Origin of the sequence: Vibrio owensii (assembly GCF_002021755.1) — a bacterium.
In the GTDB taxonomy this organism is placed as follows: domain Bacteria; phylum Pseudomonadota; class Gammaproteobacteria; order Enterobacterales; family Vibrionaceae; genus Vibrio; species Vibrio owensii.
Genome location: NZ_CP019959.1, coordinates 2,821,555 through 2,842,012, shown reverse-complemented (window position 1 = coordinate 2,842,012; position 20,458 = coordinate 2,821,555). Strand labels below are relative to the sequence as shown.

17 protein-coding genes are annotated in these 20,458 nt (G+C 45.9%); 9 read left to right on the top strand and 8 right to left on the bottom strand.

Annotated elements, in window-relative coordinates; all coding sequences use genetic code 11:
• The first annotated feature begins 85 nt into the window (after positions 1 to 85).
• Positions 86 to 2,104 (top strand): bifunctional tRNA (5-methylaminomethyl-2-thiouridine)(34)-methyltransferase MnmC2/FAD-dependent 5-carboxymethylaminomethyl-2-thiouridine(34) oxidoreductase MnmC1, encoded by a 2,019-nt coding sequence (gene mnmC, locus A9237_RS13100; RefSeq protein ID WP_078608332.1) that lies wholly within the window; start codon positions 86 to 88, stop codon positions 2,102 to 2,104.
• 225 nt (positions 2,105 to 2,329) lie between these two features.
• On the opposite strand, the gene A9237_RS13095 is transcribed toward mnmC, so the two are convergent.
• The 3 genes from A9237_RS13095 to A9237_RS13085 all read right to left on the bottom strand — a co-directional run bounded on the left by A9237_RS13095 (position 2,330) and on the right by A9237_RS13085 (position 3,841).
• Positions 2,330 to 2,854: an NADPH-dependent FMN reductase gene (locus A9237_RS13095; RefSeq protein ID WP_078608331.1), complete on the bottom strand. Its 525-nt coding sequence runs from the start codon at positions 2,852 to 2,854 to the stop codon at positions 2,330 to 2,332.
• A 177-nt stretch (positions 2,855 to 3,031) separates the two neighbouring features.
• Positions 3,032 to 3,295 (bottom strand): YfcL family protein, encoded by a 264-nt coding sequence (locus A9237_RS13090; RefSeq protein WP_005448019.1) that lies wholly within the window; start codon positions 3,293 to 3,295, stop codon positions 3,032 to 3,034.
• A gap of 15 nt (positions 3,296 to 3,310) precedes the next feature.
• Complete coding sequence (locus A9237_RS13085) at positions 3,311 to 3,841, bottom strand: elongation factor P hydroxylase (RefSeq protein WP_005448017.1); 531 nt, start codon at positions 3,839 to 3,841, stop codon at positions 3,311 to 3,313.
• A gap of 327 nt (positions 3,842 to 4,168) precedes the next feature.
• Here A9237_RS13085 and A9237_RS13080 point away from each other — a divergent pair, with 327 nt between their 5' ends.
• Positions 4,169 to 4,792, top strand: a complete 624-nt coding sequence (locus A9237_RS13080; protein WP_005433103.1) for a trimeric intracellular cation channel family protein — start codon at positions 4,169 to 4,171, stop codon at positions 4,790 to 4,792.
• Between the two features lie 83 nt (positions 4,793 to 4,875).
• Here A9237_RS13080 and aroC read toward each other — a convergent pair whose 3' ends face one another.
• Both aroC and prmB read right to left on the bottom strand, forming a co-directional pair.
• Complete coding sequence (gene aroC / locus A9237_RS13075) at positions 4,876 to 5,961, bottom strand: chorismate synthase (protein WP_005448015.1); 1,086 nt, start codon at positions 5,959 to 5,961, stop codon at positions 4,876 to 4,878.
• 221 nt (positions 5,962 to 6,182) lie between these two features.
• Positions 6,183 to 7,115, bottom strand: coding sequence for a 50S ribosomal protein L3 N(5)-glutamine methyltransferase (prmB, locus tag A9237_RS13070; protein WP_005433096.1), 933 nt, complete (start codon positions 7,113 to 7,115; stop codon positions 6,183 to 6,185).
• 61 nt (positions 7,116 to 7,176) lie between these two features.
• Here prmB and smrB point away from each other — a divergent pair, with 61 nt between their 5' ends.
• Entirely contained in the window at positions 7,177 to 7,707 is a 531-nt protein-coding gene (gene smrB, locus A9237_RS13065) for an endonuclease SmrB (protein WP_009698558.1), read from the top strand.
• A 103-nt stretch (positions 7,708 to 7,810) separates the two neighbouring features.
• Here smrB and sixA read toward each other — a convergent pair whose 3' ends face one another.
• On the bottom strand, positions 7,811 to 8,275 hold the full coding sequence (sixA, locus tag A9237_RS13060) for a phosphohistidine phosphatase SixA (RefSeq protein ID WP_005438776.1): 465 nt from the start codon (positions 8,273 to 8,275) through the stop codon (positions 7,811 to 7,813).
• Positions 8,276 to 8,652: 377 nt separating this feature from the next.
• Here sixA and A9237_RS13055 point away from each other — a divergent pair, with 377 nt between their 5' ends.
• Entirely contained in the window at positions 8,653 to 11,430 is a 2,778-nt protein-coding gene (locus A9237_RS13055; protein ID WP_078608330.1) for an insulinase family protein, read from the top strand.
• Between the two features lie 97 nt (positions 11,431 to 11,527).
• Positions 11,528 to 11,782: a hypothetical protein gene (locus A9237_RS13050; RefSeq protein WP_041057922.1), complete on the top strand. Its 255-nt coding sequence runs from the start codon at positions 11,528 to 11,530 to the stop codon at positions 11,780 to 11,782.
• Positions 11,783 to 11,849: 67 nt separating this feature from the next.
• Here the strand turns inward: A9237_RS13050 and fadJ are convergent, their stop codons facing one another.
• Together fadJ and fadI are read right to left on the bottom strand one after the other, a co-directional pair.
• Positions 11,850 to 13,964, bottom strand: coding sequence for a fatty acid oxidation complex subunit alpha FadJ (gene fadJ / locus A9237_RS13045; protein ID WP_078608329.1), 2,115 nt, complete (start codon positions 13,962 to 13,964; stop codon positions 11,850 to 11,852).
• Positions 13,964 to 15,271 carry an acetyl-CoA C-acyltransferase FadI gene (fadI, locus tag A9237_RS13040; RefSeq protein WP_078608328.1) on the bottom strand — a complete coding sequence of 436 codons (1,308 nt, stop codon included), beginning with the start codon at positions 15,269 to 15,271 and terminating at the stop codon, positions 13,964 to 13,966. Before fadI ends, fadJ begins: the two co-directional genes overlap by 1 nt.
• 641 nt (positions 15,272 to 15,912) lie before the next feature.
• Between fadI and A9237_RS13030 the strand changes: the two genes are divergently transcribed.
• The 4 genes from A9237_RS13030 (at position 15,913) to A9237_RS13015 (ending at position 20,405) form a co-directional block, all read left to right on the top strand.
• On the top strand, positions 15,913 to 16,461 hold the full coding sequence (locus A9237_RS13030) for a sigma-70 family RNA polymerase sigma factor (RefSeq protein ID WP_020197092.1): 549 nt from the start codon (positions 15,913 to 15,915) through the stop codon (positions 16,459 to 16,461).
• A complete protein-coding gene (locus A9237_RS13025) occupies positions 16,454 to 17,188 on the top strand; it encodes a DUF3379 domain-containing protein (protein ID WP_020197091.1) in 735 nt (244 codons plus the stop codon). Before A9237_RS13030 ends, A9237_RS13025 begins: the two co-directional genes overlap by 8 nt.
• Positions 17,189 to 17,486: 298 nt before the next feature.
• Positions 17,487 to 18,782, top strand: a complete 1,296-nt coding sequence (locus tag A9237_RS13020) for an outer membrane protein transport protein (RefSeq protein ID WP_005438760.1) — start codon at positions 17,487 to 17,489, stop codon at positions 18,780 to 18,782.
• A gap of 309 nt (positions 18,783 to 19,091) precedes the next feature.
• A complete protein-coding gene (locus A9237_RS13015) occupies positions 19,092 to 20,405 on the top strand; it encodes an outer membrane protein transport protein (RefSeq protein ID WP_078608326.1) in 1,314 nt (437 codons plus the stop codon).
• The last annotated feature ends 53 nt before the right edge of the window (positions 20,406 to 20,458 follow it).

The window sequence follows — 20,458 nt, the reverse complement described above, 5'->3', positions numbered from 1 at the left end:
GATAGTCAACAAAAGTGGTCAGCTTTCCCAGAAATTCGTACAATCGCCGAATTCTAACCGCGCCAAATCACATATTTGCACCATTATGACTTCGATTAAAAACGCAGAACTTGGTTGGAACGAAGCTGGTACACCGGTTTCTGACCAATTTGATGATGTTTATTTCTCCAACGTAAACGGTCTCGAAGAGACGCGTTACGTGTTCCTCAAACAAAATCATCTACCAGAAAGATGGCAGGAATTTGACCAAAGACGTTTTGTTATTGGTGAAACCGGATTTGGCACAGGGTTGAACTTCTTAGCCGTGTGGCAATGGTTTACCGAATTTCGTCGCGAATATCCAGAGGCAACGCTAAAAGAATTGCATTTCGTTAGCTTTGAGAAGTACCCACTGAGCAAAGCTGATCTAGAAAAAGCGCATCAATCATGGCCAGAGTTGGCAGAGTTTGCTGAAAAGCTGCAACAACATTACCCAGCTGCAGTGCCTGAGTGTCATCGCATTGTTTTAGAAGACGGCGCTATCACGCTCGACCTATGGTTTGGTGATATCAAAGACTGCATGCCGCTTGTTCCTTATGCAGAGCAAGGCTTGATTGATGCTTGGTTCTTAGATGGGTTTGCTCCAAGCAAAAACCCAGAGATGTGGAACCAAAACCTGTTTAATGGCATGGCAAAATTGGCGAAACAGGATTGTACGGTCGCAACCTTCACGGCAGCGGGCTTTGTACGCCGCGGCCTAAACGAAGCGGGCTTTGCAATGAAAAAAGTCAAAGGCTTCGGCACCAAGCGTGAAATGATCGCAGGTTCAATGGAACAACGTGAAGCGCATTCAAACCACCTACCTTGGTTCAACCGCACTGCATCGACTAATCATGATTCCATTGCGATTATTGGTGGCGGTATTGCCAGTGCAGCTCTGGCTAAAACGCTGGTTCGCCGCGGTCAAAATGTCACGCTTTACTGCAAAGACGCTCAACCTGCAGAAGGCGCATCAGGCAACCGCCAAGGTGCTGTGTACCCATTACTAAATGGTCCACACAAAGGCGTTTCACGCGTGTTCGCTCCGGGCTTTTTGTTTGCCCGTCAGTTTGTTGACCAAGCAGCGCAAGATATCCAATTTAATCACGATTGGTGTGGCATTACTCAGCTGATGTGGGATGACAAATCCGCAGACAAGTTAGAGAAGATGCTCGCTGGCAATTTCACGCCAGAGTTGATTCACAAGCTATCTGCTGAAGAGACGGCGGAAAAAATAGGCTTGCCGATTGATATGGCATCAGTTCATTACCCTCTTGGCGGTTGGTTATGCCCTGCTGAACTGACTCGTGGTTTGATTGCTCAACTTGAAAACACCGAGCTTTTTGAAGCGAAGTTCGAGCATCAAGTCGAGTCACTAGATTGGGATGAAGCGCGCAAGGGTTGGGTATTGAAAGCGAACGATCAAAGCTTTGAACATTCAACTGTAGTGGTTGCTAATGGCAGCGAGTTCCAAACACTAAGCCAAACTGCTGATCTACCAATGGGTCAGGTAAAAGGCCAAGTTAGCCACGCACCTGCAACTGAAACGCTGTCTAAGCTGAAAACGGTACTGTGTTACGACGGTTACATGACACCTGTTAACCCGAATAATCAGCACCTATGTATCGGTGCAAGCTACGACCGCAGCCACCTAGATTACGAGTTTGACGAAGAAGCACAAAAAGACAACGCCGACAAATTGGTGAAGTGTTTGCCAAACCAAACTTGGACAAAAGAAGTGGATACCTCTGGTAACTTATCACGCCAAGGTATTCGTTGTGTTAGCCGTGACCACCTGCCATTTGTCGGTAACGTAGGCGACTTTGAAACCATCAAGACGCAATATGCGGATCTGCAAAATCAACAAGAACAAGACGTTGAAGCGATTCACCAGTTCCCTAACCTATTCTGTTTCCTTGGTTTAGGTTCTCGTGGTTTGAGCTCTGCGCCACTAATGGCAGAAGTGTTGGCATCACAAATCTGTGGCGACCCGTTACCACTGCCTGTTGATGTGCTGACTGAGCTGCACCCAAGCCGTATGTGGGTAAGAAAGCTACGTAAAGGTAAGGCGATTACTGAGTTGTAACGCGTTTCGAGTGCGCAAAGAACCCCTCCTAGCCTCCCCTTAAAAAGGGGAGGAACAAGTGCTTAGCCCCGCATTAGTCCTCCCCCTTTCCAAGGGGGAGTTAGAGGGGGTAGCTCTGAGAACAAACAACCACCCCTCGCCTCGTCTTAAAAAGTGAGGAACCAGTTCTTAGATCCACATTAATTCTCCCCCTTTCTAAGGGGAATTAGAGTGAGTTACAAGTGTTTAGTTCAACGCCGCCACGGCCGCTTTCACCTGCTCTGCAATTTCCGCATTACGGAACTCACCCGCTTCCAAATCAAAGTTATCGTAGAAGCTTGGAATAGATTGCGATGCTTTCACTTCAGCACCAAAGTAAGGTGCAGAGCCTGTCGCCGCAGCGAGTACCGTTTGTGCACCACCAGGGCCAGGTGAAGTCGCTAAGTAAACCGCGGGGTTGTTTTGGAATACGTTGCGATCGATGCGTGTCGCCCAATCGAATAGATTCTTATACGCCGCTGGGTAAGAGCCGTTATGCTCGGCAAAAGAAATCACCAAAGCGTCCGCGGTTGCGATGTCAGCAAGAAACGCTTTTGCGCCTTCCGCCTGACCGATTTCTTTCTCTTTGTCTTCACTGAACAAAGGAACATCGTAACTATTGAGGTCTAACACTTGAACTTCTGCCCCTTCGACAAGGTTAGCAGCGTAAGTTGCAAGGGTTTTATTGATAGAGGTAGAGCTACTAGAAGCGCCGAATGCGATAATTTTCATGGTTGTAGTCCTTTGTTCACGTTTTGTACTAACAAGAGTAAGAGGTGAACGAGTGTGCTACAACCACAAAAATTTTAAGGAGAGATTCGAAAATTTCGAAGGAGTTTAATTCAACTCTTTTTGCTTCAACCAGAGGTTTAGCGCAACCTGTCGAAGCTTATAAAAACTGATGGTGGCTTAAGCTTGTGCTTGAAGCTCTTGCCAAAGGTCGTTAACAATCACGCGGTCTGCTGGTGTTAATTCTGAACGCGCTTCCTCAAGACTGTTTTCGATGCGAGATTTAAGCTCAGCCACATCGTTAATGCCTTCTTCTTCACACGCCGCCGCAGACAGAGAAATGTGACCACGTAAATAACCACCAGCAAACAATTCATCATCCGATGCGGTTTCAATGCGTGCATCAATCAGTTCTAGTAGTTTTTCTTCAAATTCAATAATCATGGAGCTTCTCTGAGGTTATTTAACGATAAAGTCAGACGTTTCCAGCGGCTTGGTTTGGTAAAAGGCACGCAAGGCATCCGATAGCATTTGTACGCGCGGCGGAAGACCGTTTTCTAAAATACCCATTACTTCATTGTGCACTTTGTGCATAAAACCAAGACGATCTGGTTCAAAATCGCCGTGTAGATTGTCACAACTAACGTTAAAAGGGAAGTCAGCACTTTTCGCGAGAATCCACTCATAAGCTTGGGGGCGAACTTCAACTTTTTCGAACTCAGCTTGAACTTCTGCTGTACGACCATCTGGCTCGTACCAGTAACCAAAATCTTCTAGCAAACGGCGCTCTGGTCCTGCTACACACCAATGGGCAATCTCGTGTAGTGCTGACGCGTAAAAGCCACGAGCAAAAATAATCCGATGATGTGGGTGCGCTTCGTCAGCTGGTAAGTAGATAGGCTCATCACCACCAAGTTCTAATTTGGTATTAAAAGACTCAAGAAACGTGTCGTTGAAGATGGTGATAAGGTCTTGATATTCGTGATTCATCATCGATTCTGTACTTCAAATTGGTATGCGGTGCGCATTGTCGCTGTTTTTCTTACACAGGTAAAGCCACACAACATGTTTGGTTATTAGCTGAGTTAATCTGAAAGTCAATTTCTCCATACTATTTCTCATTCGTCACAGATCACATTTCCCACTACACTCACGCCTTATTTTTACGCTTAATGATGGCGACTTCAACGCTACTTAAAGCGAGATTCTTTTTGGATTTAAGCCTATCCCCAAGGCTTAGATCTTGTTGGTAAGTTTTGCTGCTGTTTTCCTTAATCTCAAGGACATAACAGAGCCCTTTTATTTGAGTGTCCCCTTATGCTGCTAAGTGTGTTGTATATCATTGGTATCACGGCTGAAGCCATGACTGGCGCATTGAGTGCTGGTCGAAGAAAAATGGATTGGTTTGGTGTTATGTTGGTAGCCAGTGCAACGGCAATCGGCGGCGGTACAGTACGCGACATTTTGCTAGGTCACTACCCATTAGGTTGGGTAAAGAATCCTGAATTCTTAGCAATTACATGCGTTGCGGGTGTACTGACAACTGGCTTGGCGAAGTGGGTAATCAAGCTGAAAGGTCTGTTCATTCGTTTGGATGCGCTAGGCTTGATCGTATTTAGCATCATCGGCACCAAGGTAGCGATTGGCATGGGCTTACACCCTGGCATTTGTATGGTGTCTGCACTTGTAACTGGCGTATTTGGTGGTCTGCTACGTGATTTGATTTGTCGTCAAACGCCGCTTGTGCTTCATGAAGAGCTTTACGCCTCTGTAGCACTTATCGCATCAGGTTTGTACCTAGCGTTACTTGAGTTCAACGTACCGGACGTAACCGCGACGATTGTGACTCTGATTACTGGTTACATGTTGCGTATGGCGGCAGTACGCTTTAAATGGCGCTTGCCTTCATTCCACTTGGAAACCGAAGGGTCGATTCACTGATTCAAATAGAAACCTATTGAAAGACATGAAAAAGGCTGCTCATTGAGCAGCCTTTTGTGTTTCTATCGAGTTAAGCTTCAAACTTAAATCTTTGGAGTCTCGGTTTGTACGCCATGGTTTTGACCACGGTGGCGTAGCAAATGGTCCATAACGACAATAGCCAGCATCGCTTCTGCGATAGGCACAGCGCGGATCCCCACACAAGGGTCATGACGACCTTTAGTGATCAGCTGAGTTGGTTCACCTTCTTTAGTGATAGTCTCACCTGGCACCGTAATGCTTGAGGTTGGCTTAAGCGCGATGTTTGCAACAATCTCTTGACCAGTAGAGATACCGCCAAGAATGCCGCCCGCGTGGTTACTACCAAAGCCTTCTGGTGAAAGCGTATCACGGTGCTCGCTGCCTTTTTGGTTTACCACATCAAAACCGTCACCGATTTCCACGCCTTTCACCGCATTGATGCTCATTAACGCATGGGCGATGTCTGCATCCAAACGATCAAATACAGGCTCACCAAGACCAACAGGCACGTTGGTTGCCACGACCTGAATTTTAGCGCCGATAGAGTCGCCTTCTTTTTTCAGATCACGGATAAGTTGATCAAACGCTTCCACTTTGTCTGCATCTGGGCAGAAGAACGCGTTGTTTTCGATTTCATTCCAATCCACTTTATCGATTGAAACGTCACCCATTTGCGACAAGTAAGCGCGGATTTCTACACCGAACTCGTCTTTTAGGTATTTCTTAGCGATTGCACCAGCCGCCACACGCATTGCCGTTTCACGAGCAGACGAACGGCCGCCACCTCGATAGTCGCGCACACCGTATTTTTGGTGGTAAGTGTAATCAGCGTGTCCTGGACGGAACTTGTCTTTGATGTCTGAGTAGTCTTTAGAACGTTGGTCTGTGTTCTCGATCATCAGACCAATTGAAGTACCTGTGGTTTTACCTTCAAAAACGCCAGAAAGAATTTTTACTTCGTCCGGTTCACGACGTTGGGTAGTGTAACGTGATGTGCCAGGACGGCGACGGTCGAGATCCGTTTGCAGATCTGCCTCAGTGATTTCCAAACCTGGAGGGCATCCGTCTACGATACATCCTAGTGCGATACCGTGACTTTCTCCGAATGTCGTTACTCGGAAATGTTGTCCGATACTGTTTCCTGCCATTACTTCCTCAAGTTCTTGTCGCCACGCTCTCCATGAGCGCAACTGCTTTTCAATTCTTCGTGGAATCATAGTGGCGGTATTACGTTTTGATGTAAAGCCCGATTTGGCGGAAAAAACAAAACAGCCGAAATTTTCCAAGCTCAGTGCGAAGCGGATAAAAAAACACCGAGCACTGGGCTCGGTGTTTTCATTGTTTATTCGAATGGTTTATTTCGACAGACTTAGTCTTTGTACAGTTTGAACTCTTCTGCACACTCAACCAATTGGTCACGCGTTAGCATGAATACGCCGTGACCGCCGTTCTCGAACTCAATCCAAGTGAATGGAATTTGTGGGTACTGTTCCATCATGTGGACCATCGAGTTACCGACTTCACACACAAGAATACCGTCGTCTGTTAGGTAGTCTGGCGCATTAGCAAGGATACGACGAACCAGTTTTAGACCGTCAGTACCAGCAGCTAGACCTAGTTCAGGCTCGTGCGTGAACTCGTCTGGCAGGCTGTTCATGTCTTCTTCGTCCACGTAAGGTGGGTTAGACACGATCAGGTTGTATTTCTCTTTTGGAAGATCGCGGAACAAGTCTGAGCGGATTGGGAACACTTGTTGCTCCATGCCGTGATCTTGTACGTTTTGCTCAGCCACTTGTAGAGCGTCTGTAGAGATGTCGATCGCGTCAACTTCTGCTTCAGGGAAAGCGTGCGCACAAGCAATAGCGATACAACCAGAACCCGTACATAGGTCCATGATGCGCGTAGGCTCTTCCACCAACCAAGGTTGGAATTCCGCTTGAATCAATTCGCCGATTGGAGAACGTGGCACAAGAACACGCTCATCAACGAAGAACTCAAGACCGCAGAACCATGCTTTGTTCGTTAGGTATGCAGTTGGTGTACGCTCGTTGATGCGTTTTACTACGCGCTCAACGATACGCAGACGCTCGCTTGTCGTAAGGCGAGAGTTCAATACGTGCGGAGGCACATCAATCGGCAAGTATAATGTTGGCAGGATAAGCTGAACCGCTTCATCCCACGCATTATCAGTGCCATGACCGTAAAACAGGTTAGCTGCGTTAAAGCGGCTTACCGTCCAACGAATCATATCTTGAAGGGTATGGAGCTCCGATACCGCCTCTTCTACAAAAATCTTATCCAAAATTGCCTCCGAAAAGCGCTACAATACTGCCATAAATTGTAAAAATGAAATTGTTTACCTAATGAGCAAAAAAGACACCGAACACGATGACGATTTCGCCTTGTTTAAGGATGCAGTACAGGGCGTAAAAAAGTTGCGACAGGATACCATAATCCAGCAACCAAAAAAAAATACTAAGCAAAAAGAAATCACACGCTCAAACCGTGAAGCGAGTGATTCTGAGTTTTACTTTTCTGATGAGTTTGTTCCGCTTCTTAATGAAGAGGGACCAACTCGTTATGCCCGTGACGATGTGTCCACTTATGAAGTGAAACGTCTTCGTCGTGGCGTGTACGTGCCTGACGTTTTCCTAGACATGCACGGCATGACACAGCAAGAAGCCAAGCGAGAACTCGGTGCGATGATCGCGTACTGCGTGAAAAACGAAATCCACTGTGCGTGTGTACAACACGGCATCGGTAAGCACATTCTGAAGCAGAAAGCGCCGCTTTGGTTAGCTCAACACCCAGACGTAATGGCATTCCACCAAGCGCCTCTAGAGTTTGGCGGCGATGGTGCCCTACTGGTGCTGCTGTCCATTCCAGAAAAATAACTCACCGACTTCGAGAAGTACTTCTCGGACGAGCAAGAACGACAAAGGCAGGTTAAACCTGCCTTTTTGTTTTTCTCGAGCCATTGTCTCGAGAGCTAGTGTTCTATGGCGTGATATGCCAAAGCACTTCACCGCGTTGTGTTTGCGGATCAAATTCAATGCACACCAAGCCAGATGTTGGAAACATTGGTGGCGTCATGTCTTTCACAAATTCCGAGGTAAGGTAGCCCACCAGCGGCAAGTGCGACACAAACAAAAGAGATTCAAGCTTCTCAACTTCAATCAACGCATTAGCGAAATCAAACACTTGGTCGGATTGACCGTAAGGCGTGATATCTTCACACGTTTCGATGCTCTTAGCCGAAAAGTGTGCGCTGATTTCTTGCCAAGTTTGCTGCGCTCGAATGTACGGGCTCACCAGTACTTTGTCGAATTGAGCAAAACCTTGCTCTTTACATGCTCGGGCAACTGCTTCCGATTCAGTTCTGCCTCTTGGAGTCAGTTGTCTTTCTGCGTCGGTGTTCGCAAAATGCTCTGCTTCACCGTGACGCAAGATAAATATTTTCATGTTATTTCCTAGGGATAGCTAACGCTACCAAAAGGTTGACTGCTATCTTTATACGGATAGCGGGCTAACTTTAATAATGTCGAAACAAAAATACTGATATAATTATCGGTTCATTATACCAATTCGCTTGCTAAAGATAGCGACTTTCTTAACAATCTATTAAAAAGAATATACTCAGTTCATCACATTCTACGATGAAGTTATGAACTCAGTGCATTCCTTCAAATAGCTCGAACCCCATAGCAATTTGCTGATGGGCTTATGCAGTACTCTTACGAATAACAAAAATGCGGCAAGCAGTATTTGTCGAAGCGCAAACTTTGCGCCTCCCCGCTCGGGGATCATAATTACTGTAATGCGAAATCTGGAGACGCATCGTGCACCTAAGTCCAAACGATTCAAATCAATACCGCTACATTACATTGAGTAATGCTCTGCGCGTGTTGCTGATTCATTCCGACACAGCTCAACAGTCGGCAGCAGCCCTAGCAGTAAACGTTGGACACTTCGATGATCCGATGGATCGCCAAGGTCTGGCACACTATCTAGAACACATGCTTTTTTTGGGTACGGAAAAATACCCTAAAGTGGGCGAGTTTCAAAGTTATATTAGTCAACATGGTGGCACCAACAACGCTTGGACGGGCACCGAGCACACCTGTTTCTTCTTCGATGTCACACCAACTGCTTTTGAAACCGCGCTTGATCGCTTCAGCCAATTCTTTACTGCACCACTGTTTAACGAAGAAGCGTTAGACAAAGAGCGCCAAGCGGTCGACTCCGAATACAAGCTCAAACTGAACGATGATTCTCGCCGTCTGTATCAAGTCAACAAAGAAGTCATCAACCCAGAGCACCCGTTTTCAAAATTTTCTGTCGGTAACTTAGATACACTTGGCGATCGCGATGGCAAATCCATCCGCGACGAGATAGTTGAATTTCACCACTCACAGTATTCCGCTGATTTGATGACGCTGACTTTGTTTGGTCCGCAATCTCTTGATGAGCAGCAAGCATGGGTAGAAACCATGTTTGCCGACATTCCAAATCACCAACTACGCGGCAAGTCGATCGATGAGCCTATTGGTACTGAAGAAAGCACGGGCATCTTGGTTCAAGTCGAGCCAATCAAAGAGTTCCGTAAACTGATTCTCACGTTCCCAATGCCGGGAATGGATGCGCACTATAGCGTGAAGCCTCTCTCCTACTTTGCTCACCTGTTGGGTTACGAAGGCGAAGGCAGTCTGATGCTTCAACTCAAAGAGAAAGGCTGGATTACCTCCCTCTCAGCAGGTGGTGGTGCGAGCGGTAGTAACTACCGCGATTTCACCGTAAGTTGCACCCTTACGCCAAACGGCTTGGACCATATCGATGACATCGTTCAAGCGGTATTCCAATACCTCTCCATGATCAAACAAGGTGGTATGGATGAGTGGCGCTACTTGGAAAAACAAGCGGTGTTGGAATCTGCTTTTCGCTTCCAAGAGCCATCACGTCCAATGGATTTGGTCAGCCATCTAGTGATCAATATGCAGCACTATCAACCTGAAGACACGGTTTATGGTGACTACAAAATGGCAGGCTATGATGAAGCGCTTCAACGCTCATTACTCCAATATCTTTCGGTTGAAAATGTTCGCGTCACCTTGATAGCGAAAGGCTTGGAATACAACCAAACCGCAGAGTGGTACTTCACGCCTTACTCGGTAACGCCGTTTAGCGAAGAGCAGCGCCGTTTCTATCAACAAATCGACCCAAGTTGGCAATTCGTTCTCCCAGAAAAGAACCCATACATTTGCTACGAACTCGATCCAAAACCGTTTGAAAACGGTGGCTCATTGCCGGAGTTGGTGGAGGATGTAGAAGGCTTCCGTTTATGGCATTTGCAAGACGATGAATTCCGAGTACCAAAAGGTGTCGTTTACGTCGCCATCGACAGTTCACACGCGGTAGCATCACCGAAAAACATCGTGAAAACACGACTATGTGTTGAGATGTTCCTCGATTCTCTAGCCAAAGAGACGTATCAAGCTGAAATCGCAGGCATGGGTTACAACATGTATGCTCACCAAGGCGGCGTCACGCTGACATTATCGGGTTTTAGCCAAAAGCTACCTCAACTGCTAGAAATGATTCTGCATCGCTTTGCTGCACGTGAGTTCAGCCCTGCTCGCTTTGAGACCATTAAGCAGCAACTGTTACGCAATTGGCGAAATTCATCGCAAGATCGTCCTATTTCACAGCTTTTTAATGCATTAACAGGCTTACTCCAACCGAACAATCCGCCATTCGCAACATTGGTTGAAGCATTGGAAGAGATTGAAGTGGATGAGCTGTCAGTGTTCGTTGAATCGATTCTGGCTGAGCTACACGTTGAGATGTTCGTTTATGGCGATTGGCAGCGTCAGCAAGCTCATGACATGGCAAACACATTGAAAGACGCACTTCGCGTAAAAGAACAACGTTACGAAGAAGCGCTTCGCCCACTCGTCATGCTGGGTGAAAACGGCAGTTTCCAACGCGAAGTAAACTGTAACCAGCAAGACTCAGCTGTAGTGATTTATCACCAATGCGAAGACATCTCGCCTCGTAACATTGCACTTTATTCCTTGGCGAACCACCTAATGTCGGCAACCTTCTTCCATGAAATCCGAACCAAACAACAGCTAGGCTACATGGTTGGCACGGGGAACATGCCGCTTAACCGCCACCCGGGGATTGTGCTTTATGTGCAGTCACCGAATGCTGCACCAGCCGAACTGGTTACCTCAATCGATGAGTTTTTAAATGCGTTCTACATGGTGCTGTTAGAGCTCAATGAATACCAGTGGCACAGCAGTAAACGCGGATTGTGGAACCAAATTGCAACGCCTGACACCACATTACGCGGGCGAGCGCAGCGCCTATGGGTAGCAATTGGAAACAAAGACACCGACTTTAATCAGCGCGAAAAAGTGTTGGAAGAGCTTAAAGAGTTAACTCGCACTGACATGATTCGCTTTGTGGTCAATGAGCTTAAACCTCGTACTGCTAATCGTTTAGTGATGCACTCACAAGGCATCGCTCACGCGGACGAACCCCGTATCAATCTCGGTTTAGAAGTGGGCTCGATCGAAGAGTTTCAACTGCGTCCAAAAGACTTCGGTCTCGGGTAAGAGACTTAAGTATGGAAATGGCATGAAATGGTAAAAGTAGTCATTTCGTTTATGCTGTAATTACCTTGTTCAATAATTACGCAAACACGAGGACTAAATGAAAAAGCTACTTTTACTTGCTGCTGTACTTATGCCACTCGCACCTGTTGCCCATGCAGACATCACAATTAAGGGTGACGATTTCGAACTGAGTGAAGACTGTTTGCGCCTTGATGGTGATAACGTATCAATAAAGTCCGACGATTGCTCCTCAGGGAAGCATGACAAAGACCACAAAGGTAATTCTAGTGTCCACGGTGATAACAACCCAGGCAAAGGTCACGACAAGGACAAAAAAGACAAGAAGAAATAACGTCTCATAATCTCAAACACAAAAAAGGCTTGCATCACGCAAGCCTTTCTATTTTTAGCGAAAGCCATTAATCGTAGAAGTTACGACCTTCACCCGCGCGAGTGAGTAAGCCATCACATGGCGCGTACCGATCGCCGTATTTCGATGCAAACTCGTTCATTTTCTCAACCAGTTCTTTCAAACCGAATTGGTCCATGTAACGGAACGGACCACCTAGGAATGGTGGGAAACCAATACCAAAGATCGCACCGATATCACCATCGCGTGGAGAGCGGATAATACCGTCGTCCAAACAGCGAACCGCTTCGTTGAGCATCGGCAGTACACAACGCAATGCAATGTCGTTGTCGCTCAGCTTAGACTCTGGCGTCAGGTTCAATAGCTTGTACACGGACTTATCAACTTCTTTCTTCTTACCTTTGTAGGTGTAGAAGCCTTTACCACTCTTACGACCTTTTCTACCGTCATTCAGTAGTGTGTCGAATACGTCTGGACCTTTAAATCGTTCGCCCAATTCGTTAACCAAGATCGGCATGATCTTAGCACCGATATCCACACCGACTTCGTCCAACAAGGTGATAGGACCTACTGGGAAACCGAAGTCGAGCAGTGCTCCATCAAGTTGTTCGATCGGCTCATTTGCCAGCAAGATGTGTGCAGCTTCGTTCATGTAAGGCGCAAGAATGCGGTTTACATAGAAGCCTGCTTTATCTTTCACGACGATTGGTGTCTTGCCCTGTTTCTTAGCAAGGGCAACAACGGTAGAAATGGTCTCTTCTGACGTGGTTTCGTGAGGAATCACTTCCACCAATGGCATTTTCTCCACTGGGCTGAAGTAATGCAGACCGACGATGTTTTCTGGACGCTCTGCTTTTTCTGCAATTTTGTGAATTGGCAGCGAAGACGTGTTGGTCGCAAAGATGGTCTCTGGTTTTGCGTTCGCTTCAATATCTGCAACCATCGTCTGTTTCAGGTCAAGATCTTCAAACACGGCTTCAATTACTACATCAATATGGTTGAAGCTTGTGAAGTCAATGCCACCAGACAGTTGCAGCATTTTAGATTGCAGACCCGCTTTCGAGATAATGCGGCGCTTACGCTGCTTTTCGAACAACTTGTAGTTGTAGTTCAACGCGTTAAGCACGCCATCATTGCTGACATCTTTAATACGTACTGGCACTTTCGCTTTCGCAACAGAAACATGGCTAATGCCAGCCCCCATTAGACCACCACCCAACACGCCAACTCGGTTGACTGCAGCTGGCTCAGCTTCTGCGCCGTTTTCTTTCTTCATTTCTGTAGTAGCAAAGAAAATAGAACGCAGTGCTTTAGATTCTGAACTCATCACCAATTCGCCAAAGCGCTTCGCTTCAAGCTCTTGACCTTGAACAAAGCCTTTTTCAAGACCGTGCTGAATGACTTCGAGAATCGCAACCGTTGCTGGGTAGTTACCGCGGGTCTTCTCATTGGTTTTCTTCGCGGCTTGCTCAAACACAAACTTACGACCTAAACCGCTGCCCGACATCAACTTCTCTTTTGTCGATTGCTTCTTGTTACCTTTGTTCTTCCCTTTTTCGATAAGCTGCTCAGCTACATCAAGAAGAATCGTCTCCGGTACACACGCATCAACAACGCCAAGTTTTTTCGCTTTCTTGGCACGCAGTTGTTTACCTGTAAGGATAAGGTCTAACGAAGGCAATAGACCAATCAGACGAGGAAGGCGCTGAGTGCCACCAGAACCAGGCAACAAACCAAGTTGCACTTCTGGCAAACCAAGACGCGTTTTATCAGAATCGGTACACACGCGGTAATCACACGCTAGCGCAAGCTCTAAACCGCCACCTAGACATGGGCCGTGAATCGCAGCAACAACCGGATAAGGCAGATCAGACAACTGCTGGAATAACTCTTGACCTTGCTTAGCCAATGCTTCCGCTTCACTCGCTGTTGTGCACGCTTCAAGCATACGAACGTCAGCACCAGCAACAAAGTTATCTGGTTTTAGGGAATGAATGATCATCCCTTTCACGCCGCTGGTGTCTTTTAGTTGAGCAAAGATCTCTTTCATCTCATCTGCAAACGCCGCTTGCAACGTGTTCATTTTCTCGTTTGGCACATCGATGGCTAGCCAAGCAATGTTCTGCTCATCAATCTTTAGACTAAATGCTTTTTGCTCGCTCATTACTCAACCTCCAAAATCATTGCTGCACCAAGACCACCTGCGGCACATGCGGTATTCAACGCAAGACCACCGCCACGACGTTTAAGCTCACGCAGCGTTTGCGTCATCATACGTGCGCCAGTTGCGGCAAATGGGTGACCGTAGGCAATGGAACCGCCAAGGACGTTGAACTTATCCATATCGATTTCACCTATCGCTTTCGAACGACCTAGGTTTTCTTGGGCAAATTTATCAGAAGCAAACATCTTCACGTTCGCCAATGCTTGAGCAGCAAAAGCTTCGTGCATATCGATAAGCGTCAGATCTGAAAGCTCTAGACCGGTGTTCTCCAACACTTTTGCTGTCGCGTATGTTGGTCCCATTAGCATGTCCATTTCTACGCCAATGGCAGAAAATGCATAACCGCGGATGTAGCCAAGTATTTCCATACCTAGCTCTTTCGCTTTGCCTTCGCGCATTAGCATCACAGCTGCACCACCATCGGTTAATGGCGTACTGTTCGCGGCTGTTACGCTGCCATATTGACGGTCGAAAGCTGGACGCAGTTTCGCGTAGCCTTCTAATGTCGAGTCATGACGAATGTTGTTATCTTCAGAGATCCACTTTTTGTAAGGTTCTGGGAAAGCTGTCATCACTTCGTCTTGGATCTTGCCGTCTTTCCAAGCTTGCGAAGCTAGAGAGTGAGAACGGTGCGCCAAAGCATCTTGCTCTGCACGAGTAATGCCGTGTGACTTCGCCATTTGCTCGGCAGTTTGTCCCATTGAAAGACCCGTCGAGTACTCAGCTACCGCTGGCGGTACTGGCATTAAATCTTTAAAGCTGAGTTTTTTGAGAACGTTGAGCTTTTGACCCAGCGTTTTGGTTTTGCTTAGCGCAAGCAAGTTCGCGGCAAGTTTCTTAGAAACACCAATAGGTAGAACAGATGAAGAGTCCGCACCACCCGCGATACCAACATCAATGCTGCCCGCCATAATGCTCTCAGCAACGTTGACTGCAGCTTGGAAGCTGGTCGCACACGCGCGAGTAACACTGTAAGCGTCAGTGTGGATGTGCATTCCTGTACCAAGCACAATTTCACGTGCAATGTTTGGCGCTTCTGGCATTTGAACTACTTGTCCAAATACCACTTGTTCGATGAGTTTCGGATCGATGTCTGTGCGAGCAAGCATTTCGCTCACTACCATTTTGCCTAAATCGACCGCTGGCACCTGGCTGAACTCAGTGCTTTGACGAGCAAAGGGGGTTCGTAGCCCTGCGACAATAGCAACACGTTCACCGTGGCGTGTTTTCACTTCCTGCTTGCCCATTGTTTCTCCTTAAATACAAGAGGTCTGACCTGATGCATTGTAATCAGTTTGTTAAATTTATCAAACATGCGTTTAAATAAACGTGAAGCGAGTAGATCTATTGCTCTAGTTCATTGATTCTTAGGCGATTAAGAATGATTAACTATAGTGAGTAAAACAGAGGAGAAGTGTGCGGAAGGTAAAATTGAAGCAAAAAAAAACCACACAAAACTGTGTGGTCGGAATATCTATAAAACAATTAACATACGCCAATTGTAAAATTAATCAGTTTCCTGATTAGGAGAAAGTAAAGTCAGCCTTCAAAAGGAAGTGTCATCTTGCTCAACATGTTAGTCGTCAATGACTAACTAGATGACAAGATGTACTATAGCCCCTTCACTGCGCGAGATTTTGAAATAGATCAATTTTATGGCGATTTTACGGGTTCCCACCGTATCAAAGTTCGAATAACTTCAAATCGCCCCAAAAAAGGTGTAGGAAAGTACCCCATTAAAACGATATAGAATAAATTATCATCACTTCAAATAAGTGCTTGATCGTAGAAGAAGTATATTGTGCTGCTGCTAAACTACATACAGATGTAGTCAAATCGAACTATGACCTCACAGAGCAAGACGGAGGCTCCTGTGGCAATATTTAAAATGTTTGGAAAGAAAAATTCCAACAGTCCGGTCAACTCTGATATGGACAGACAAAGAAAATACGAAGCTCTTGTTCGGGGCTATCACAGAGACTTGTATCGCTACGCTTACTGGTTGTGCAAGGATAAGGCGGTTGCAGAAGATTTGGTTCAAGAGACCTGTCTGCGTGCATGGAAGTCGCTGGATAGTCTTCAAGATGAAAAGGCTGCAAAATCTTGGCTTATTACCATATTAAGACGAGAAAACGCACGCCGCTTCGAGCGTAAACAATTTGATTTGGTTGATATCGATGACTACGGCAATGATGCTAAAGTCAGCGATGACCCACATCATCAACAGGAATGGCTGCAAGCTCAGATCATGAAGCTCGACGTCGAATACCGTGAACCTTTATTTCTTCAAGTTGTAGGCGGTTTCAGTGGAGAAGAAATCGGTGACATTCTTGATTTAAACAAGAACACAGTAATGACGCGCCTATTCCGTGCCCGTAATCAATTAAAAGAGATGTTGGATTCTCAAGATACTCAGAGAGGACAAAAAAATGGATGATTTAGAATTTCGTCGTCGTATTTTGTCGGATCCAAAACAGAAGGATGAAGAGATTCTGCAAGCTTTAGCTGAGAACGACGCTAACAGCAAGTTTGTTGATGACGTTTTGGATCTCGACCTTAAAATCAAGCAAGCCATGAATGTGGATGTGCCTGAAGACCTTGCCGACAAAATTCTGTTTAGCCAAACGTCAAACGCGCTAGATGACGACAAAGTGGTAAGACCGAATTTTGCTCGTAAAGCGATGGCACTGGCGGCATCGGTTGCGTTTACTGCTGGTCTACTTGTAGGTCAAATCAACTGGGGCAATGTTATTGTTTCTCCAGCACAAGCAAGCCTAGCTGACACCGCAATGAAGCATGTCGTGGCAGAGAAAGAGTTCGTTAACCAATTAGACGAGAATGTTTCTAATAGGCAAGTAAACGCCAAGATGATGCCTTTCCATTATCAGATCAATGGCGACTTCCCTTACCACGTCTACTACCTGAATCATTGTGGCTTTGGTGAGTCGAACAATGCTCTTCATATGGTCTTCCAAGGAAAAGAAGGCAAAGTAACCATGTTTGTTACTGACGTGAAGAGTGATCAGAAAGTCGACTTTGATAAAGATGGTATGAGCGGCGTTGTGAAACCCGTAGGTAAAGCAAGCATGATTCTTGTTGGTAACAGCGGTGAAGACGTTGAAGCCATCGCAGCGAAACTCGCTCCTATGATGGAACCGATGTAAGAACTGCATCGAAACCACAATACTAAACAGTAAAAAGCCGCTAAATTTCGAAATTTAGCGGCTTTTTGTTTATAAATTCAAAGCAAAACATTCACCTCACCTATTGAGTTTAGAGTCAAAACTCTAAATTATGCACTTTAGGTGCAATTTCCCGACATTTAGACATCATTTCTGCAATTTTTATTCAAATTTATCCAATGGTCGGATTTGTATGGTCCACTCTTAATACTACTATCTGCGCCACTGAGCAAAAGCTCAACTTATCGTCCAAAGAGACGAAACTAATAAGGAATAAATAATGACTCAGAATACGCGTCTGTTTAAAAAGACTCTCCTAGCAGTGACGGTTGCAATGGCATCTGGTCAAGCAATGGCAGCTGGTTTCCAGCTAAACGCACAATCAGCGACTGGTATCGGTCGTGCATTCGCAGGTGATGCAGTAATTGCAGATAACGCATCTGTAATGGCTCGTAACCCAGCAGCAATGGCTCTATTTGACAAAATGGAACTGTCGCTAGGTTTTGAAACTATCACTACTGATATCACTGCAAAAAATATGAGCTACAACGGCTCAGCTGCTGAATCTTACGATGATGCAGGCGGTACATCGGTAGCACCTAACATCCACCTCATTGTTCCTGTTAATGAAAAGTTTGCTTGGGGTGTAAACGCATACTCTAACTTCGGTACTAAAACTGAATTCTCGAACAGCCTATCTTGGTCTGAATACGGCGGCCTTACTGATGTTAAGAGTGTAAACGTTGGTGTGGCAGGTTCTTACCGTCTAAACGAACAGTGGAGCTTTGGTGCTGGTCTAGACCTAATTTACGGTGCGGGTAAACTGAAACGTAGTGCAGGTACAGGACTGTGTGCTTTCCCTACCCCTATGGGTTGTGCGGCTGGTGAAATTCCACAAGGTACGTCTTTGCTAAATGCTGATGCAACAGGTTTTGGCGTTGGCTTTAACGTGGGTACTGTCTTTGAACTAGACGAGAACAACCGTTTCGGTCTTTCTTACCGTTACAGCCCAGAGATCGAAGCTGAAGGCGACGTTCAATATCTAACAAATTCAGACAGCAACGGTAAGCTACACATGCCTTTGCCAGACATTGCTGAGTTCTCTGGTTACCACAAAATTACAGATACTAAGTTTGCGGTACACTACAGCGTTCAATACATCGGTTGGAAGGCATTTGATAAACTGGATGCAACAATCAATGGTACGACTCAAACTCTGAACGAGTACAACTGGCAAGACGGTTGGCACTACTCTATTGGTGGTACGTACTACATGAACTCTGATTGGACGCTACGCGCTGGCTACATGTACGATACAAGTGCACAAGATAAGACAACTTCTATCTCTGTACCGGATTCAGATCGTCAATGGTTCTCTGTGGGTACCACTTACCACATCGACAAAGAATCTAACATTGATGTTGGCTTCACTTACCTAGTTGGTAAAGACGTAGATGTAAACGAAGTTACTGGTTCAACAGTCCCTGGCATTGGTGATGTAACTCTATCGCAAGTATCTGGTACAACACGTGCGGACGCGATTCTATTCGGCTTACAGTACAGCCGCAGCTTCTAAGCATTACGCGACAAGCTAATATAAGTACTCTCTATATAAAAGGCTGGAATTCCAGCCTTTTTTCTTATCTATTGTTTTCCATTCACCGAGATTGGGCGCACACGTGTAATCAAAAGCCATAATTATGACTCACAGGTGTTCGCTGAAATTTTTTCACACAGCCGTTACAGTTAGATAGATCATCTACATATCTCTATATAAATAGATTATAGGACTGAAAACACTGTTTTATTGGCTTTTCATTTTTAAAGTAATAACTCTAGTCGTAAACTTTCGCTCCACGTTATAAATAACTCAGCGAACATTACAATGAAAACCAACAAGACTCTCCTATCAACAGCAGTGGCATTCGGCCTACTTAGTACTTCAGGCGTTGCAAGCGCAGCAGGTTTCCAACTTGCAGAATACTCTGCGACAGGTCTAGGTCGTGCATACGCTGGTGAAGCAGCAATGGCTGATAACGCAAGTGCACAATGGCGTAACCCAGCAATGCTAACTTACCTAGAAGGCACACAAGTGTCTGTTGGCGCTATCTATGTAAACCCAAACATTGATGTTGATGGCACTACAACTGCTAAGAACCCTATGACTGGTAAGCCAATCTATCACTCAGCATCTTCAAAAGACTTCGCTCATGATGCTGTTATCCCTAACTTCTACCTATCTCATCAATACAACGACAAGTTTGCTATTGGCCTAGCGTTTGGTACTAACTACGGTATGGAAACGGATCTAGGTAAAGATTTCGCGGCGGCTAACTTTGGTAACGAAGCAAGCGTAACGTCAATGGAAGCAAACCTAAACGCGGCTTACAAACTGAATGAAGCACTAAGCATTGGTGGTGGTATTCGTTACATCATCGCAGACGGCAGCATTGGCGCGGTTATGCCTCCTCACATGGGGTCATATGCAGGCAAAACACTTAAATACATGGAAGGTGATGACAAAGCTTGGGGATGGCAAGTTGGTGCTGCATGGCAAATCAACGAAGATAACCGCATTGGCTTTGCTTACAAATCTGAGGTTGAATTGAACCTTGAAGGGCATGCGGAAGGTTTAGGGTTCGACCTTGTTGCTCCTGTCGCTAAGCCGCGTTACAACGGTTCTATGGAGTTAGCGCTTCCTGCAACTGCAGAACTAGCGAGTTTCCACCAATTAAGTGACCAACTAGCAGTACATGCAAGTATTAACTGGACAGATTGGAGCAGCTTTAAAGAACTAGTTGCAAATATCCCTGAGTTTGGCGGTAATGCTGATCAACTCGTAAAAACTGAAAACTGGGAAGATAACTACCGCTTTGCTGTTGGTACAACTTACAAACTTGACCAAAAGTGGACACTTCGCTCAGGCGTTGCGTACGACATGTCAGCAGTTGATGACAAATACCGTACGACGACAATTCCAGAAACTGATCGTCTATGGCTAAGTGTTGGTGCTGGTTACGAATGGTCTAAAAACCTAACGCTAGATGCTGGCTTCACATACATTTTTGCAAAAGATGCACCTATCAGCGAACCTCGTGATGCTTCTGATAATGCGGCAGCAGCTTTCGGCGGAACCTTTGAAGGTGAAGTGACTGGTAACGTATGGCTAATCGGTGTTCAAGCGAACTACACGTTCTAATCTGAACGCGATTTCTCGATAAAAGAAAGTGACCGATAAAAAGAAAGGCTTGG

Bases quoted from the DNA above. Each gene is read 5' to 3' on its own strand.
- mnmC (WP_078608332.1), top strand. From the start codon at position 86: ATGACTTCGATTAAAAACGCAGAACTTGGTTGGAACGAAGCTGGTACA.
- A9237_RS13095 (WP_078608331.1), bottom strand. From the start codon at position 2,854: ATGAAAATTATCGCATTCGGCGCTTCTAGTAGCTCTACCTCTATCAAT.
- A9237_RS13090 (WP_005448019.1), bottom strand. From the start codon at position 3,295: ATGATTATTGAATTTGAAGAAAAACTACTAGAACTGATTGATGCACGC.
- A9237_RS13085 (WP_005448017.1), bottom strand. From the start codon at position 3,841: ATGAATCACGAATATCAAGACCTTATCACCATCTTCAACGACACGTTT.
- A9237_RS13080 (WP_005433103.1), top strand. From the start codon at position 4,169: ATGCTGCTAAGTGTGTTGTATATCATTGGTATCACGGCTGAAGCCATG.
- aroC (WP_005448015.1), bottom strand. From the start codon at position 5,961: ATGGCAGGAAACAGTATCGGACAACATTTCCGAGTAACGACATTCGGA.
- smrB (WP_009698558.1), top strand. From the start codon at position 7,177: ATGAGCAAAAAAGACACCGAACACGATGACGATTTCGCCTTGTTTAAG.
- sixA (WP_005438776.1), bottom strand. From the start codon at position 8,275: ATGAAAATATTTATCTTGCGTCACGGTGAAGCAGAGCATTTTGCGAAC.
- A9237_RS13050 (WP_041057922.1), top strand. From the start codon at position 11,528: ATGAAAAAGCTACTTTTACTTGCTGCTGTACTTATGCCACTCGCACCT.
- fadJ (WP_078608329.1), bottom strand. From the start codon at position 13,964: ATGAGCGAGCAAAAAGCATTTAGTCTAAAGATTGATGAGCAGAACATT.
- fadI (WP_078608328.1), bottom strand. From the start codon at position 15,271: ATGGGCAAGCAGGAAGTGAAAACACGCCACGGTGAACGTGTTGCTATT.
- A9237_RS13030 (WP_020197092.1), top strand. From the start codon at position 15,913: ATGTTTGGAAAGAAAAATTCCAACAGTCCGGTCAACTCTGATATGGAC.
- A9237_RS13025 (WP_020197091.1), top strand. From the start codon at position 16,454: ATGGATGATTTAGAATTTCGTCGTCGTATTTTGTCGGATCCAAAACAG.
- A9237_RS13020 (WP_005438760.1), top strand. From the start codon at position 17,487: ATGACTCAGAATACGCGTCTGTTTAAAAAGACTCTCCTAGCAGTGACG.
- A9237_RS13015 (WP_078608326.1), top strand. From the start codon at position 19,092: ATGAAAACCAACAAGACTCTCCTATCAACAGCAGTGGCATTCGGCCTA.